The sequence below is a fragment of the Streptomyces sp. PCS3-D2 genome, from assembly GCF_000612545.2.
Classification (GTDB): Bacteria; Actinomycetota; Actinomycetes; order Streptomycetales; family Streptomycetaceae; genus Streptomyces.
This window is the reverse complement of sequence record NZ_CP097800.1, coordinates 1,314,817-1,331,671: the sequence shown is the minus strand read 5'-3', so window position 1 is coordinate 1,331,671 and position 16,855 is coordinate 1,314,817. Positions and strand designations below refer to the sequence as shown.

Genomic DNA, 16,855 nt, shown 5'->3' with positions numbered 1-16,855 from the left:
GACTCCTCCTCGGCGGACTCGGGCACCCAGCCGGTGGCCGGAGTCTCAGGGTCAGTCACGGTCAATTCGTGTCACCCCCGCGGTGGTGGCCTGACCGACCTCGACCGCGACCTCGACGCCCTCCGGGAGGTAGATGTCGACGCGGGAGCCGAAGCGGATCAGACCGATGCGTTCGCCCTGCTCCACCTTGGTGCCGGCCGGCAGGTACGGGACGATGCGGCGGGCGACGGCGCCGGCGATCTGCACCATCTCGATGTCACCGAGCTCGGTGTCGAAGTGCCAGACAACGCGCTCGTTGTTCTCGCTCTCCTTGTTGAAGGCCGGGACGAATCCGCCGGGGACGTGCTCCACGGACGTCACCGTGCCCGCCAGGGGCGCGCGGTTGACGTGGACGTTGAGCGGGCTCATGAAGATCGCGACCCGGGTCCGCCCGTCCTTCCACGGCATGATGCTCTGCACCACACCGTCGGCGGGCGAGATGACACGGCCCTGAGCGATCTCGCGCTCCGGGTCACGGAAGAACCACAGCATGCCCGCGGCGAGCGCGGTTGCGGGCACGGCCGCGGCTGCCCAGCGCCCGGACTTGCGGGCCCGGGTGAGGCTGAACGCCGCGGTGGCGACGGTCGGCAGAAGCCACGGCGATGCTCCGCGGGCGAGACGTACGCCGAGTCGGCTGTCGCGGGCTGCAGAGGTTTGGCTGTGGGGCATGGATGACCTTCGTAGCGGGTGATTGCCGCGCCGCAAACAGGGGGACGGGACGGCGGCTTTACTGGAATGCTATCGGTTGCGCGCAACAACTGGGCAAGCCAGAAGCCGAGTCGATGGCCGTCGGCCAGTGACTGGTAGTGACCTTGCTGCGACGGACCCTGGGAGGATCCGCCGCAAAAGGGACTTTCAGCCCTGGAGTCGGTACTCCTCGAGCAGGCGTCGCCCGATGATCATTTTCTGGATCTCGGCGGTACCTTCACCGATCAGCAGCATCGGAGCCTCGCGGTAGAGGCGCTCGATCTCGTACTCCTTCGAGAATCCGTATCCGCCGTGGATCCGGAAGGCGTCCTCCACCACCTCCTTGCAGTACTCGGAGGCGAGGTACTTCGCCATCCCTGCTTCGAGGTCGTTTCGTTCCCCGGAGTCCTTTTTGCGTGCTGCATTCACCATCATCGCATGAGCGGCTTCGACCTTGGTAGCCATCTCGGCCAGCTTGAACTGGATGGCCTGGTGTTCGGCGATCGCCTTGCCGAAAGTGTGACGCTGCTGGGCATATGAGACGCCGAGTTCGAAAGCACGCTGAGCGACGCCGCAGCCACGCGCCGCCACGTTGACGCGGCCGACCTCGACGCCGTCCATCATTTGGTAAAACCCTCGGCCCGTCTGGCCGCCGAGGACGCGATTGGCCGGAATGCGCAGTCCGTCCATGATGAGCTCGGTCGTGTCGACGCCCTTGTAGCCCATCTTGTCGATCTTGCCGGGGATGGTCAGGCCGGGACGGACCTCACCGAAGCCGGGCTCCTTCTCGACGAGGAAGGTCGTCATCGACTTGTGCGGCGCGGTGCCCTCGGGGTGTCCTTCGTCACTCCGGACGAGAACGGCCACCAGGGTGGAGCTGCCGCCGTTCGTCAGCCACATCTTCTGGCCGTTCAGGACGTACTCGTCGCCGTCCTTCACCGCCTTGGACGTGATGGCCGACACGTCGGAACCGAGCGCCGGCTCGGACATCGAGAAGGCGCCGCGCACCTCGCCCAGCGCCATGCGCGGGAGGAAGTGGTCCTTCTGCTCCTGCGTGCCGTGCTGCTTGAGCATGTACGCCACGATGAAGTGCGTGTTGATGATGCCCGAGACGGACATCCAGCCGCGCGCGATCTCCTCGACGCACAGCGCGTAGGTGAGGAGCGACTCACCCAGGCCGCCGTACTCCTCCGGGATCATCAGCCCGAAGAGGCCGAGCTCCTTGAGGCCGTCGACGATCTGCTGCGGGTACTCGTCGCGGTGCTCCAGCTCGGTGGCGACCGGGATGATCTCCTTGTCGACGAACTCGCGGACGGTCTTGAGGATCTCCCGCTGGACGTCGGTCAGCCCGGCGGTCTGGGCGAGTCGGGCCATGGCTACTTCTCCTGGGTCTTCGGCCGGGGGCGGCCGGGCTGCTCGCCGCCGCGCTCCTTGATGTACGTCTCGGTCGGGACCATCACCTTGCGCCGGAAGACGCAGACGAGGGTGCCGTCCTGCTTGTAGCCCTTGGTCTCCACGTAGACGATGCCGCGGTCGTTCTTCGACTTCGACGGCGTCTTGTCGAGGACCGTGGTCTCGCCGTAGATCGTGTCGCCGTGGAAGGTCGGCGCCACGTGCCGCAGGGACTCGATCTCCAGGTTGGCGATGGCCTTCCCGGAGACGTCCGGCACGGACATGCCGAGCAGCAGCGAGTAGATGTAGTTGCCCACGACGACGTTCTTGCCGAAGTCGGTGGTGTTCTCGGCGTAGTTCGCGTCCATGTGGAGCGGGTGGTGGTTCATGGTCAGGAGGCAGAAGAGGTGGTCGTCGTACTCCGTGACCGTCTTCCCGGGCCAGTGCTTGTAGACCGCCCCGACCTCGAACTCCTCGTACGTGCGTCCGAACTGCATGGTGGTCTGTCCTTGTCAGCCGGTGGGAATCTCGAACTTGGTGGTGCGCTGCATGCCGGCCGCCCGGCCCTTGCCCGCGATGACCAGGGCCATCTTGCGGCTGGCCTCGTCGATCATCTCGTCGCCGAGCATCGCCGAGCCCTTCTTGCCGCCGGCCTCCGACGTGCACCAGTCGTACGCGTCGAGGATCAGCTCGGCGTGGTCGTAGTCCTCCTGGGAGGGGGAGAAGACCTCGTTGGCCGCGTCGACCTGGCCGGGGTGCAGCACCCACTTGCCGTCGAAGCCCAGCGCCGCTGCCCGGCCCGCCACCTCGCGGTAGGCGTCCACGTCGCGGATCTGGAGGAAGGGGCCGTCGATCGCCTGGAGGTTGTGCGTCCGGGCCGCCATCAGGATGCGCATGAGGATGTAGTGGTAGGCGTCCGCCGGGTAGCCGGGCGGCTGCATGCCCACGACCAGGGACTTCATGTTGATGGAGGCCATGAAGTCGGCCGGGCCGAAGATGATGGTCTCCAGCCGGGGCGAGGCGGCGGCGATCTCGTCGACGTTCACCAGGCCCTTGGCGTTCTCGATCTGCGCCTCGATGCCGATCTTGCCGACCTCGAAGCCCATCGTCTTCTCGATCTGGGTCAGGAGGAGATCGAGGGCCACGACCTGCTGGGCGTCCTGGACCTTCGGCAGCATGATGCAGTCGAGGTTCTGGCCGGCGCCCTCGACGACCGTGATGACGTCGCGGTAGGTCCAGTGGGTGGTCCAGTCGTTGACGCGCACGACGCGGGTCTTGCCGGTCCAGTCGCCGTTGTTCAGCGCGTCCACGATGGTGTGGCGGGCGCCTTCCTTGGCGAGCGGGGCGCAGGCGTCCTCCAGGTCCAGGAAGACCTGGTCGGCCGGCAGCCCCTGGGCCTTCTCCAGGAACCGCGGGTTCGAGCCGGGCACCGCGAGGCAGGAGCGGCGCGGGCGAAGGCGGTTGACCGGGTGGACTGGCGTGGTCATGCGGGGACCTCCGTGCTTGCAATGATGGCGGCGTTGTCGAGTGGGTCGAGCTTGTTGGCCTTGCGGATCTCGTCGACGATACGGCCGATGATCTCCGTGATGCCGAAGTCCTTCGGCGTGAAGACGGCGGCCACCCCCGCGGCCCTGAGCGCGACGGCGTCGGCGTTGGGAATGATGCCTCCGACGATGACGGGGATGTCACCCGCCCCCGCGGTGCGCAGCCGTTCCAGGACGTCCGGCACCAGGGCGCTGTGCGATCCGGACAGGATGGACAGTCCCACGCAGTGCACGTCCTCGGCCAGCGCGGCGGAGGAGATCTCCTCCGGCGTCAGCCGGATGCCCTGGTAGACCACCTCGAAGCCGGCGTCGCGGGCGCGGACGGCGATCTGCTCCGCCCCGTTGGAGTGTCCGTCCAGGCCGGGCTTGCCCACCAGCAGGCGCAGCCGGCCCGAGCCGAGGTCGTCGGCGGTGCGGGCCACCTTCTCGCGGACCTCGTGCATCGGCGTGCCCGGTTCGGCGGCGACGGCGACCGGGGCCGAGGAGACGCCGGTCGGGGCGCGGAACTCGCCGAACACCTCGCGCAGCGCGCCCGCCCACTCGCCGGTGGTGACACCGGCCCGGGCGCACTCCAGGGTGGCCTCCATCAGGTTCTCGGTTCCGGCGGCGGCCTCCTTGAGCCGGTCCAGAGCCTGCCCCACGGTGGGGAAGACGAACGGGTCGCCGTTGCCCTGGCGGTCCGAGGACTCCTGCCGCTCGGACCGCCAGCGGCCGATCCGCTCGACGGTGAAGGCCTCCACGGCTCCGTCCACCGTCATGATGGCGCCGTCCAGGTCGGCCGTCAGCGGGTTCGGTTCGGTCTGCTCGAAGCAGTTCACGCCGACGATCTTGTCCTCGCCGGCCTCGATCCGCGCCCGCCGCTCGGCGTGCGAGGAGACCAGCTGGGACTTCAGGTAGCCGGACTCGACGGCGGCCATGGCGCCGCCCATCTCCTGGATCCGGTCGATCTCGGCCAGGCAGTCGGCGACCAGGGAGTCGACTTTGGCTTCGATGACGTGGGATCCGGCGAAGATGTCGTCGTACTCCAGCAGGTCGCTCTCGTGTGCCAGGACCTGCTGGATGCGCAGCGACCACTGCTGGTCCCAGGGCCGGGGCAGGCCCAGCGCCTCGTTCCAGGCGGGCAGCTGTACCGCGCGGGCGCGGGCGTCCTTGGAGAGGGTGACCGCGAGCATCTCCAGCACGATGCGCTGCACGTTGTTCTCCGGCTGCGCTTCGGTGAGTCCGAGGGAGTTGACCTGGACGCCGTAGCGGAAGCGGCGCTGCTTGGCGTTCTCGATGCCGTAGCGCTCCTGGGTGACCTTGTCCCAGATGCGGCCGAAGGCGCGCATCTTGCACATTTCCTCGATGAAGCGGACGCCCGCGTTCACGAAGAAGGAAATGCGGGCCACCACCTCGCCGAAGCGCTCCTCGGGAACCTGCCCGGAGTCGCGCACCGAGTCGAGGACGGCGATCGCCGTGGACATCGCGTACGAGATCTCCTGGACCGGGGTGGCCCCGGCCTCCTGCAGGTGGTAGCTGCAGATGTTGATCGGGTTCCACTTCGGGATGTGGTTGACCGTGTACGCGATCATGTCGGTCGTCAGCCGCAGGGACGGCCCCGGCGGGAAGACGTGCGTCCCGCGCGAGAGGTACTCCTTGACGATGTCGTTCTGGGTGGTGCCCTGGAGCTGGGAGATGTCCGCGCCCTGCTCCTCGGCGGCCACCTGGTAGAGCGCCAGCAGCCACATGGCGGTGGCGTTGATCGTCATCGAGGTGTTCATCTGCTCCAGGGGTATGTCCTGGAACAGCCGCCTCATGTCGCCCAGATGGGAGACCGGGACCCCGACCCGGCCCACCTCGCCGCGGGCGAGGATGTGGTCGGGGTCGTAGCCGGTCTGCGTCGGCAGGTCGAACGCGACCGACAGGCCGGTCTGGCCCTTGGCGAGGTTGCGGCGGTACAGCTCGTTGGACGCCTCGGCCGTGGAGTGGCCGGCGTACGTCCGCATGAGCCACGGACGGTCCTTCTGGCGCTCTGTCATCTCAGGCTGTCCCTTAGGCCTTTGAACGGACTCAGACGTTGCGGAAGCGGTTGATGGCGTCCAGGTGCTGGGCGCGCATCTCGTGGTCGCGGACGCCGAGGCCCTCCTCGGGGGCGAGCGCGAGGACGCCGACCTTGCCCTGGTGGAGGTTGCGGTGGACGTCGTAGGCGGCCTGGCCGGTCTCCTCCAGGGAGTAGACCTTGGAGAGGGTGGGGTGGATCTTGCCCTTGGCGATCAGGCGGTTGGCCTCCCACGCCTCGCGGTAGTTGGCGAAGTGCGAGCCGACGATGCGCTTCAGCGACATCCACAGGTAGCGGTTGTCGTACTGGTGCATGTAGCCCGAGGTCGAGGCGCAGGTGGTGATGGTGCCGCCCTTGCGGGTGACGTAAACGCTCGCGCCGAAGGTCTCGCGGCCCGGGTGCTCGAAGACGATGTCGATGTCCTCGCCGCCGGTCAGCTCACGGATCTTGGAGCCGAAGCGCTTCCACTCGCGGGGGTCCTGGGTGTGCTCGTCCTTCCAGAACGTGTAGCCCTCGGCGTTGCGGTCGATGACCGCGGTGGCGCCCATGGACCGGCAGATGTCGGCCTTCTCGGGGGAGGAGACCACGCAGATCGGGTTGGCGCCGCCGGCCAGCGCGAACTGGGTGGCGTAGGAGCCGAGGCCGCCGCTGGCGCCCCAGATCAGGACGTTGTCGCCCTGCTTCATGCCGGCGCCGTTTTGGGAGACCAGCTGGCGGTAGGCGGTGGAGTTGACCAGGCCGGGGGCGGCGGCCTCCTCCCAGCTGAGGTGGTCGGGCTTCGGCATCAGCTGGTTGGACTTGACGAGCGCGATCTCGGCCAGGCCGCCGAAGTTGGTCTCGAAGCCCCAGATGCGCTGCTCGGGGTCGAGCATCGTGTCGTTGTGGCCGTCGGAGGACTCCAGCTCGACGGAGAGGCAGTGGGCGACGACCTCGTCGCCCGGGTTCCAGGCGTTGACACCGGGGCCGGTGCGCAGGACGACGCCCGCGAGGTCGGAGCCGATGACGTGGTAGGGGAGGTCGTGGCGCTTGGTGAGCTCCGACAGGCGCCCGTAGCGCTCCAGGAAGCTGAAGGTGGAGACGGGCTCGAAGATCGAGGTCCACACGGAGTTGTAGTTGACCGAGGAGGCCATGACGGCCACCAGGGCCTCGCCCGGGCCCAGCTCGGGGAGCGGGACGTGGTCCAGGTGCAGGGACTTGCGCGGGTCCTTCTCGCGGGTGGTGAGCCCGGCGAACATCTCCGCCTCGTCCTTGTGCACGGTGATCGCGCGGTAGGAGTCGGGGAGCGGCAGGGCGGCGAAGTCTGCGGCGGTGGCGGACTGCGACTGAATCGCGTCCAGGATGTCCTTCACGGTGAGCCTCCGGCTAGCGCTGATGAGGGTGCGCTGAGGTGAACGGGTGCGTGGAGCGGGTGCGGTGTGCCGTCGGTCCGGCTGTGCTGTGGTGCTGGGCGCCGCCCGTGGTGGGGCGTGCGGGTGCCTGGTGACGCAGGCGTCCGGGGCGCGTTCCGTGCCGTGTGGGCGTGGGTCGCGGGGACATCCGGACGAGATTCAACGTATGGCACCCCGTGTCACCCGGCAAGGCACCGCGTGCCAAAACTTTCTCTCATTTGCCTATTGACCTGCGCAGATGAGCGATGATCGATCAAAGTTACCGTCGAGTAGGGGCAAGCCGGACATACGAAAGCGGCCGCCCCTCCTCGGGGACGGCCGCTGTGACGAGCATCGCTTCCGGTGTCGCTACCTCGCGCGCAGTGCTTCTTCGATGGTCCGCATGACCTCGTCCAGGGGTGCGTCGGTCCGGGCCACCGCCACCAGCACCTCGCCCTCCGTGCGGACGGCCGCCGGCGCGGAGGGCGCCGCCGGGCTCAGGGTGCGGCCCGCGCCGATCCCCGTGCCGAAGGTCTTGCGCACGATCGAGAAGGCGTGGTCCAGCTGCGCCTCCACGTCGCCCTGGCCCCCGGCCCGCAGCCAGCGCCGCAGCACGTGGTTGTGGGCCGTGACCACGGCCGAGGCGGCCACCTCGGCCAGCAGCGGATCGTCGTTGCCGTCGTGATGGTCGGTCTCGTCGAAGTGCGCCAGCAGGTAGCGGGTGAAGAGCCGCTCGTACCGGGCCACGGAGGCGATCTCCCGCTCCCGCAGCGCCGGCACCTCCCGCGTCAGCCGGTAGCGCTCCACCGACACCGCGGGCGAGGCGGCGTACATCTTCATGACTTCCTTGATCCCGCGGCACACGGTGTCGAGCGGGTGCTCGTGCGCCGGGGCCACGTCGAGGACCGCCTCGGCGCGGATCAGGGTGTCGTCGTGGTCCGGGAAGATCGCCTCTTCCTTCGACCGGAAGTGCCGGAAGAAGGTCCGCCGCGCGACCCCGGCCGTCGCGGCGATCTCGTCGACCGTCGTCGCCTCGTACCCCTTGGTCGCGAACAGCTCCATGGCCGCGGCGGCGAGCTCGCGGCGCATTTTGAGCCGCTGGGCGGCAGCCCGGGTGCCGGCCGCGCTCTCCGGGGCGTCGGGGGCCGAGGAGGCGCGGGGCGAGGTCTTGGCGGGCTGGGACATAGAGCGAAAGTACTTCATTCGCGCGGGGGTGCGCGCCGGAGGGGGGTGGGAGAGGGGTGGATGCGGGGGAGAGCCCGCACTGGGCTCGGGAAGGTCAGTCCGCCGTGAGGGTCCGGCGGACCCGAGCAGCCCTCCCCACGCATCCGGCTCATGGCCCGCTCGGTTACCGCCGGGCGTACTCACGGAATCCGCGGCCGGTCTTCCGGCCCAGGCAGCCCGCCGCCACCAGGTGCTCCAGCAGCGGGGACGGGGCCAGGCCCGGGTCGCGGAACTCCTTGTGGAGAACCTTCTCGATGGCCAGCGAGACGTCGAGGCCGACCACGTCGAGCAGCTCGAACGGCCCCATCGGGTAGCCGCCGCCCAGCTTCATGGCCGCGTCGATCTGGTCGAGGCTCGCGTAGTGCTCCTCCACCATCTTGATCGCGTTGTTGAGGTAGGGGAACAGCAACGCGTTCACGATGAAGCCGGCCCGGTCCCCGCAGTCCACCGGGTGCTTGCGCACCTTCACGCAGATCTCGCGGACGGTGGCGTGCACGTCGTCGGCCGTCAGGACCGTCCGGACGACCTCGACCAGCTTCATCGCCGGGGCCGGGTTGAAGAAGTGCATGCCGATCACGTCCTGTGGGCGCGAGGTCACCCGGGCCACCGCGATCACCGGCAGCGAGGAGGTGGTGGTGGCCAGCACCGCACCCGGCTTGCAGACCTTGTCCAGCGTCGCGAACAGCTCCTGCTTGACCGCCAGGTCCTCGGCGACCGCCTCCACCGCCAGGTCCACCTCGGCGAAGGCATCCAGCGAACCCGCCGGGGTGATCCGGTCCAGGGTGCCGTCCGCCGCCTCCTGGGTCAGCCGGCCCTTGGACACCGCACGGCCCAGGGACTTGCCGATGGCGGCCTTGGCGGCCTCCGCCTTCTCCTGGCTGCGCGCCGCCAGGACCACGTCGAACCCGGCCTGGGCGAAGACCTGCGCGATGCCGCTCGCCATGGTGCCGGAACCGGCCACGCCGACCGAGCTCACCGGGCGGCCCGCACCCAGCAGGGACCCGTCCAGCGGAGTCTGCAGGTCGCGGACGATCACCGAGCTGCCCGGTGCCTCGTACGTGTAGAAACCGCGCCCGGACTTCTGGCCCGCCAGCCCGGCCTCGGCCAGCTGCCCCAGGATCGGGGCCGGGGCGTGCAGCCGGTCCCCGGAGGAGGCGTACATCGCCTCCAGGACCGTGCGGGCGGTGTCCACGCCGATCAGGTCGAGGAGCGCGAGCGGCCCCATGGGCAGGCCGCAGCCGAGCCGCATCGCCGCGTCGATGTCCTCGCGCGAGGCGTACTTCGCCTCGTACATGGCGGCGGCCTGGTTCAGGTAGCCGAAGAGCAGGCCGTCCGCGACGAAGCCGGGCCGGTCGCCGACCGCCACCGGCTCCTTGCCGAGCTCGCGGGCCAGCTCCGTGACCGCCTCCACGGCCGTCGGGGCGGTCAGGACGCACGAGACGACCTCGACCAGCTTCATCGCCGGGACCGGGTTGAAGAAGTGCAGGCCCAAGACCCGCTCGGGGCGCTGGGACTCGGCGGCGAGCCGGGTCACCGACAGGGCGTTGGTGCCCGTGGCCAGGATCGTGTCGGGCCGCACGACCGCGTCGAGCTCGCGGAACACCTGCTGCTTGACCTCGTACGACTCCGGCACGACCTCGATGACGAGATCGGCCTCGGCTGCGGCTGCCAGGTCGGTGAAGGTGCGGAAGCGGGCCAGGACGTCCGCCTGCTCCTGCTCGGTGAGTCGCTCCCGGGCGACGGAGCGCGCGGTCGCGGCGGCGAGGGAGGCGGCGGCCCGGCGGGCGGCGGTCTCGCTGATGTCGATGCCGATGACCTCGCGGCCGGCCCGCGCGAGGACCTCGGCGATGCCGGTGCCCATCGTGCCGAGGCCGACGACGGCGATGGTCTGGAGGGTGGGCTGACTGGACTGACGGTCCATCGAGGGACTCCAGTGGAAGAGGGTGACGACTGAGGGGGCGCGCGGCGCACGTCGCGCGCGGATGCCGTACGGAGTGCCGTGCGGTGAGGAGCCCGGGGCGGCAACGGCCCGGGCCGGAACCCGGCGGGGAGGAACCCGCAGGGGCGGAAGCGGCAGGACCCTGTCCCGGGGCCACGCCGTGCAGTGCGAAACGAACCGACCGGCACGGGGCGGCTGCGTCACCAGGCCGCCCTCGTAGGTGTTGCCACGACAGTAACTCGCCGGTAACTGGTGCGCCAGAGCGCGGACATGTGACCTGTACCGCCGAAATGTACCGATCATCGATCATCGATCAACCGCCCTTGATCATCTCGACGAACCCGGTGTGCCGACCGCCCCGCCGCCCTAGGGTGAGCCGGGTGAACGACGTGCTGGAGCGCCTGCGGGCGGAGGCGGGCGGGTCCCCCGAGTACGAGGCGCTGCGCGCGGCCGGCCCCGATGCGCTCGCGGACGCACTGACCTCGGCCGGGCTGCCCCTGTGGGCCCGCGAACTGGCCGCGTACCGGCTCGGCCTCGCCGGGGACCGGCGGGCCTTCGAATCCCTGGTGCTGCTCCTCAACCACCGGGACCCGCCCCGCTGCGCGGCCGCGGCGGAGGCGCTGGCCGTCCTCGGCGACCCGCGCACCGCCCGCGCCGCCGCGGCCCTCGCCACCAACGGACTGCGCACGGCCTACGCCCTCCAGCCCGTCCGGCTGCTCACCGCCCTGCGCGCCCCCGAGTCCGTACCGGCCCTGCTCACCACGCTGGCGCGGCTGCTGTCCCCGAACGACCCCTACTGGCGGGTGGCCCTGGCCTGTGTCGAGGGCTTGGGCGCCCTCGGCGACCCCCGCGCGCGCGAACTCCTCACCCGAGCCCAGTCCCACCCCCGCCTGGCGGTGGCCGCGACCACCGCGCTGCGCGCCCTCGGGGGCTGACAGGATCGGCCCATGACCGATCACAACGGAAGCCGTCTGACCCGCATATCCGCACCCGAAGGGGTCAGCCCCGGTGCCCACTACAGCCACGTCGTCCTCGGCACGGGACGGTTCGTCGCCGTCTCGGGGCAGTGCGCCCTCGACGAGAAGGGCGCGGTCGTCGGCGAGGGTGACGCCCGCGCGCAGGCCCGTCAGGTCTTCGAGAACCTCCGGCGATGCCTGGCCGCCGCCGGAGCCACCTTCGACGACGTCGTGAAGCTGACGTACTTCGTCACCGACGTCGCGCACCTTCCCGCGGTACGGGAGGCGCGCGAAGCCGTCATCCCCGCCGACCGGCTGCCCGCGTCCTCGGCCGTCCAGGTCTCGGCCCTGTTCCGGCCGGAACTCCTGGTGGAGGTGGAGGCCTTCGCGGTCCTGCCGGCCTGAGACCGGCCCGGGGCCGGCGGGCGACGGCGCGCGGCCCGCCCGCCGGCCCCGCGGTCAGCCGCGGAAGCCGAGCAGGCCGTGCAGGGCCGCGCCGCCCGCCGCGGACGGTACGGCCCGGGTCGCCGCGGTCGGCTGCGGGGCCGCCTGCGCCGGGCAGGAGGCGTCCGCGGCCTGCCCCGTCCTCAGGTAGGCCGCCACCTTCTCGTCCAGGCACGTGTTCCCGCTCAGTGCGATGCCGTGGTTGCCGCCGCCCTCCTCGACCACCAGGTGCGAGCCCGCCAGCTTCTCCCGCATGCTGACCGCCCCGTCGAAGGGGGTCGCCGCGTCGCCCGTCGCCTGCAGGAGCAGGGCGGGCGGCAGGTCCGCGTTGGCCACGTCCGGGGCCCGGAGCGGCTCGGCCGGCCAGAACGCACAGGGCGCGTTGTACCAGGCGTTGTTCCAGGTCATGAACGGTGCCTTGGCGTGGGTGCGCCACATGTCGGCGCGCCAGGCGTTCCAGTTCCGGGGCCAGGCCGAGTCCCGGCACTGGACCGCGGTGTAGACGCTGTAGCTGTTGCCCGCCGACGGCTCCACCGCACCGAACCGCTCGTACGCCGCCACCAGGGGCTTGGGGTCCTTCCTCACCCAGTACGCCGCGAAGGCCTCGGCGAGGCTGGGCCAGTAGCCGTCGTAGTAGCCGCCCGGCATGTAGGTGTCCTCCAGCTCCGACGGGCCCACCTTGCCGCCGGCCGGGGTCCCGCGCAGGGCCTGCCGCATCGCGTACCAGCGCGCCTCGACCACCGCCGGGTCGGTGCCCAGCCGGTAGGTGGCGTCGTGCCGGGCGATCCACGCCAGGAACGCCTTGTGGCGGGCGTCGAAGGCGAGGTCCTGGGAGAGGTTGTCCTCGTACCAGACCCCGTCGGGGTCGACGACGGAGTCCAGGACGAGCCGGTGCACCCGGTCCGGGTGGAGCTTGGCGTACACCGCGCCCAGGTAGGTTCCGTAGGAGTAGCCGAAGTAGCTGACGCGCTCGGCGCCGAGGGCGGTGCGCAGCACCTCGATGTCCCGGGCGGCCGAGACGGTCCCGATGTGCGGGAGCACGTCCGCGTGCCGGGCCCCGCAGGACGCGGCGAAGGCCCGCACGCGGTCCAGGTTGGCCCGCTCGGTGGCGGCGTCCTGCGGCACGGAATCGGGGCGCACCGGAGCGAAGTGGCCGGATCCGCAGTCGAGGACCGGCTCGCTCTTGCCGACGCCCCGGGGGTCGAAGCCGATCACGTCGTACTGCGCGGCCACGTCCTTGGGGAGGGCGGAGGCGACGAACCCGGCGAGTGCGCGCCCACTGCCGCCCGGCCCCCCCGGGTTGACGAGCAGGGGACCCTGAGAGGTCTTGGCGGTGTGGGGGACCCGGGTCAGCGCGAGCGTGATCGTCCGGCCGGCGGGCCGGTCGTGGTCGAGGGGCACCTTGAGGGACGCGCACTGGAGCGTCGGGTAGCGGGGCGTCGCGCAGCCGGTCCAGCGCAGTGCCGCCTGCGCGGTCTGCGCGGTCTGTGCGGCCGGGGCGGTCTGTGCGGCCGGGGCGGCCGTCACCGGACTCGCGAGGGCGGCGGCGACGGTGGAGGTCGCCAGCAGGACGGCGGCGCGCTTCGTGAAGGGGTGGAGCATGGGGCCTCCCAGCCGAGGGTTCTGGGCGGAATCGTCCCGGACGTCACGCCCGGAACGCGGGATTGCGCGGGCGATTGGCCCGATGTGATGACCGTTCGGGGCGCGATGGACGGCAGGGGCGGCCGAGCCGGGTGGCCGGTCCGGGCGGCGGTCCGGCCGCGCGTGCGGGGACGGCGGTGTTCTTCCCGGCCGGGCCCCGCCGGGCCGGGCCGATGCCGAATCCGGCCGCCGGTGCGCGGACTTGCCGGCTGATCACCCGCCGGTGCCGGGTGAGCGCGCGGGGGCCGCCGCGTACGTCCGCCCGTGGCGCTCCACGCGGCGCCGGCGGTGTGCCTCCGGCCGGGCGGTGACCCCGGTGCGGGCCCCGGGCCGCAGATGGAGTACCCGGGGTGTCACGGAGGCGGTGCCGGGCACGGTGCGGGCCGGGGACGGCGGCCCCCGGCTGCGCGTGGGGGAGCCGCCGGTGCCGGGGACCGGCGGGACCCGTCGGCACCCCGCGGCCGCTCGCGGCGCCGGTGGACGGGTTCTCCCGGCGCGGGGTGCGCCGTGGCGGGAGCGGGGAACGCGTGTACCCGGGATCGTGCGGGCGCGGCACCCCCGCGGTGGGGTGGCCGGCCCGGATTTGGGCCACCGCCCCGGAGGTGGTTGGCTTCGCCGTGACGAGCGGACACAACTGCTGGAGGAACAGGTATGGCGCAGGTCGAGGCCACCACGGAGCGCATCATCGGGGCCGACGCGGAGACGGTCTTCGACACGCTGGCGGACTACAGCGGGACCCGGGGCAAGCTGCTGCCCGAGCACTTCAGCGAGTACGAGGTGCGTGAGGGCGGCGACGGCGAGGGCACCCTGGTGCACTGGAAGCTCCAGGCCACCAGCAAGCGCGTGCGCGACTGCCTGCTGGAGGTCACCGAGCCCACCGACGGGCAGCTCGTGGAGAAGGACCGCAACTCCTCCATGGTCACCACCTGGGTGGTCACCCCGGCCGGCGAGGGCAAGTCCAAGGCCGTCGTCACCACCGTGTGGAACGGCGCCGGCGGCATCGGCGGATTCTTCGAGCGCACCTTCGCGCCCAAGGGCCTCGGCCGCATCTACGACGCCCTGCTGGCCAACCTGGCCGCGGAAGTCGAAGGCAAGGCCTGAGCAAGGCCGTTGCCCGGGCCCGGACGGGCCCGGGCAGGGCCGGGCCGACTCACCGGTTCGGGTGGACTTTCCGCTCGGCCCCTCCCGGCCGGGCACCGGCCGCGCCCCGGAAGCGAGGACGTCGCGCGCTGATCCGCCCCCGACGGGGCAACAGCCCTTAGGCTGGGCGCTGCGCGTCCCGGTCGCGTCGCGCGCGACCGCGCAACCGACTGCCCGGGGGCCCGATGAAGATCCTCATCTCCGCCGACATGGAAGGCGCCACCGGCGTCACCTGGCCCGCGGACGTCCTGCCCGGCACGCCCCAGTGGGAGCGCTGCCGCTCCATGTTCACCTCCGACGTCAACGCCGCCGTGCTCGGCTTCTACGACGGCGGCGCGGACCGGGTGCTCGTCAACGAGGCCCACTGGACCATGCGCAACCTGCTGCTGGAGCGGCTCGACGCCCGGGCCGAGATGCTCACCGGCCGCCACAAGTCCCTCTCCATGGTCGAGGGCGTCCAGCGCGGCGACGTCGACGGCATCGCCTTCGTCGGCTATCACACGGGCGCCGGCACCGAAGGCGTCCTCGCCCACACCTACCTGGCCAACTCCATCACCGGGGTGTGGCTCAACGGGACCCGTGCGAGCGAGGGGCTGCTCAACGCCCACGTCGTCGCCGAGTACGGAGTCCCGGTCATTCTGGTCACGGGCGACGACCTGACCTGCGTGGACGCAGCCGGCTACGCCCCGGATGCGGTGACCGTAGCGGTCAAGGACCACGTCTCGCGCTACGCCGCCGTCTGCCGGACCCCGGCCCGTACCGCCGCCGACATCCGGGCCGCGGCCAAGGAGGCCACCGCCCTCGCGGTCCGGCGCGAGCCCGTGCCCGGCGGCCCGTACACCGTGGAGCTGGAGTTCGACGCCGAGCACCTCGCCATGTCCGCCACGGTGGTCCCGGGGGTGCGGCGCAGCGGGGAGCGCAGGGTCGCGTACAGCAGCGAGACGATGTACGAGGGGATCCGCGCCTTCAAGGCGGTCACGACGGTCGTCTCGGCGGCCGTGGAGGAGCAGTATGGCTGACATGCGCGCAATCGACACCGGGGCCCCGGCCGAAGCCGGCGCCCTCCCGGCCGGTGCGGCCGGCGCCGACGCGGTCGACCCGGTCGACCCGGTCGACCCGGTCGACGCGGTCGACGCGGTGGCTCTGGACGAAGCGGTCGAGTTCACCTCGGACCTCATCAGGATCGACACCTCCAACCGGGGCGGCGGAGACTGCCGCGAGCGGCCCGCCGCCGAATACGTGGCCGAACGGCTCGCCGCCGCCGGGCTGGAGCCGCTGCTGCTGGAGCGCACCCCGGGCCGCACCAACGTGGTCGCCCGGATCGCGGGCACCGACCCCTCCGCCGACGCGCTCCTCGTCCACGGCCACCTCGACGTGGTCCCCGCCGAGGCCGCCGACTGGAGCGCGGACCCCTTCTCCGGAGAGGTCCGCGACGGCGTCGTCTGGGGCCGAGGCGCCGTCGACATGAAGAACATGGACGCGATGGTGCTGGCCGTCGTCCGGGCCTGGGCGCGCGCGGGGGTGCGCCCGCGCCGGGACATCGTGATCGCCTACACCGCCGACGAGGAGGACAGCGCCGTCGACGGCTCCGGCTTCCTCGCCGACCACCATCCGGAACTCTTCGAAGGCTGCACGGAGGGCCTGAGCGAATCCGGCGCCTTCACCGTCCACACCGGCCCCGGCCGCGTCCTCTACCCGATCGCCGCCGGTGAACGCGGCACCGCCTGGCTGAAGCTGACCGCACACGGCACCACCGGCCACGGCTCCAAGCCCAACAGGGCCAACGCCGTGAGCCGCCTCGCCGCTGCCGTCGCCCGGATCGGCGCGTACGAGTGGCCCGTCCGGCTCACCGACACCGTCACTGCCTGCATCACCGAACTCGCCGCGCTCCAGGGCCTGTCGGTCGACCCGCGGCGCCCCGGCCTCGACCTCGACTCGCTCCTCGGCAAACTCGGCCCGTCCGCCGCCCTCGTCGAGGCGACCGTCCGCAACAGCGCCAACCCGACCATGCTCAGCGCCGGATACAAACTGAACGTGATCCCCGGCCGGGCCACCGCCTTCGTCGACGGGCGCACGCTGCCCGGCGGCGAGGCCGAGTTCATCGCCACCCTCGACGCCCTCACCGGCCCCGACGTCACCTGGGAGTTCCACCACCGGGAGGTCGCGCTGGAGGCACCCGTGGACGGGCGGACCTACGCCGTCCTGCGCGCGTCCGTCGAGCGCTTCGACCCGGACGGCCACGTGGTGCCCTTCTGCATGGCGGGCGGCACCGACGCCAAGCAGTTCTCCCGGCTCGGCGTCACCGGCTACGGCTTCTCCCCGCTGAAGCTGCCACCCGGCTTCGACTACTGGTCCCTCTTCCACGGCGTGGACGAGCGGGTCCCCGTCGATGCCCTCCACTTCGGCGTCCGTGTCCTCGACCGCGCGCTGCGCACCCTGTGAGC

At 71.4% G+C, this 16,855-nt stretch carries 14 protein-coding genes; 5 read left to right on the top strand and 9 right to left on the bottom strand.

The genetic code is table 11. From position 1 onward, the window contains the following. Window positions 1-51 precede the first annotated feature (51 nt). The 8 genes from AW27_RS05530 to AW27_RS05495 form a co-directional block, all read right to left on the bottom strand. The gene (locus tag AW27_RS05530) at window positions 52-708 is read right to left on the bottom strand and encodes a phosphatidylserine decarboxylase (protein ID WP_037915810.1); all 657 of its coding nucleotides are present in this window, start codon (window positions 706-708) and stop codon (window positions 52-54) included. A 186-nt stretch (window positions 709-894) separates the two neighbouring features. Then, on the bottom strand, window positions 895-2,100 hold the full coding sequence (locus AW27_RS05525; RefSeq protein WP_031158096.1) for an acyl-CoA dehydrogenase family protein: 1,206 nt from the start codon (window positions 2,098-2,100) through the stop codon (window positions 895-897). A gap of 2 nt (window positions 2,101-2,102) precedes the next feature. Further along, the gene (locus AW27_RS05520) at window positions 2,103-2,615 is read right to left on the bottom strand and encodes a MaoC family dehydratase (RefSeq protein ID WP_037915814.1); all 513 of its coding nucleotides are present in this window, start codon (window positions 2,613-2,615) and stop codon (window positions 2,103-2,105) included. Between the two features lie 15 nt (window positions 2,616-2,630). After that, window positions 2,631-3,605, bottom strand: a complete 975-nt coding sequence (locus AW27_RS05515) for an HpcH/HpaI aldolase/citrate lyase family protein (protein ID WP_037915816.1) — start codon at window positions 3,603-3,605, stop codon at window positions 2,631-2,633. Next, a complete protein-coding gene (locus tag AW27_RS05510; protein WP_037915819.1) occupies window positions 3,602-5,680 on the bottom strand; it encodes a protein meaA in 2,079 nt (692 codons plus the stop codon). Before AW27_RS05510 ends, AW27_RS05515 begins: the two co-directional genes overlap by 4 nt. 31 nt (window positions 5,681-5,711) lie before the next feature. After that, window positions 5,712-7,049, bottom strand: coding sequence for a crotonyl-CoA carboxylase/reductase (gene ccrA, locus AW27_RS05505; protein WP_037915821.1), 1,338 nt, complete (start codon window positions 7,047-7,049; stop codon window positions 5,712-5,714). A 387-nt stretch (window positions 7,050-7,436) separates the two neighbouring features. After that, a complete protein-coding gene (locus AW27_RS05500; protein WP_037915824.1) occupies window positions 7,437-8,252 on the bottom strand; it encodes a TetR family transcriptional regulator in 816 nt (271 codons plus the stop codon). Window positions 8,253-8,415: 163 nt separating this feature from the next. Then, window positions 8,416-10,212: a 3-hydroxyacyl-CoA dehydrogenase family protein gene (locus AW27_RS05495; protein ID WP_037915826.1), complete on the bottom strand. Its 1,797-nt coding sequence runs from the start codon at window positions 10,210-10,212 to the stop codon at window positions 8,416-8,418. A gap of 398 nt (window positions 10,213-10,610) precedes the next feature. On the opposite strand from AW27_RS05495, the gene AW27_RS05490 reads away from it, so the two are divergent. Further along, entirely contained in the window at window positions 10,611-11,165 is a 555-nt protein-coding gene (locus AW27_RS05490; protein ID WP_078555788.1) for an adenylosuccinate lyase, read from the top strand. A 12-nt stretch (window positions 11,166-11,177) separates the two neighbouring features. Continuing rightward, window positions 11,178-11,591, top strand: a complete 414-nt coding sequence (locus AW27_RS05485; protein ID WP_037915831.1) for a RidA family protein — start codon at window positions 11,178-11,180, stop codon at window positions 11,589-11,591. 54 nt (window positions 11,592-11,645) lie between these two features. Here AW27_RS05485 and AW27_RS05480 read toward each other — a convergent pair whose 3' ends face one another. Continuing rightward, window positions 11,646-13,232: an alpha/beta hydrolase gene (locus AW27_RS05480; RefSeq protein ID WP_037915833.1), complete on the bottom strand. Its 1,587-nt coding sequence runs from the start codon at window positions 13,230-13,232 to the stop codon at window positions 11,646-11,648. A gap of 690 nt (window positions 13,233-13,922) precedes the next feature. On the opposite strand from AW27_RS05480, the gene AW27_RS05475 reads away from it, so the two are divergent. From AW27_RS05475 to AW27_RS05465, 3 genes are all read left to right on the top strand, one after another. Beyond that, window positions 13,923-14,372, top strand: a complete 450-nt coding sequence (locus AW27_RS05475; protein ID WP_037915836.1) for an SRPBCC family protein — start codon at window positions 13,923-13,925, stop codon at window positions 14,370-14,372. A 224-nt stretch (window positions 14,373-14,596) separates the two neighbouring features. Beyond that, window positions 14,597-15,430, top strand: coding sequence for a M55 family metallopeptidase (locus AW27_RS05470; protein WP_037915838.1), 834 nt, complete (start codon window positions 14,597-14,599; stop codon window positions 15,428-15,430). Between the two features lies 1 nt (window position 15,431). Further along, window positions 15,432-16,853, top strand: a complete 1,422-nt coding sequence (locus AW27_RS05465) for a M20/M25/M40 family metallo-hydrolase (RefSeq protein WP_078555790.1) — start codon at window positions 15,432-15,434, stop codon at window positions 16,851-16,853. Window positions 16,854-16,855: the final 2 nt, after the last annotated feature.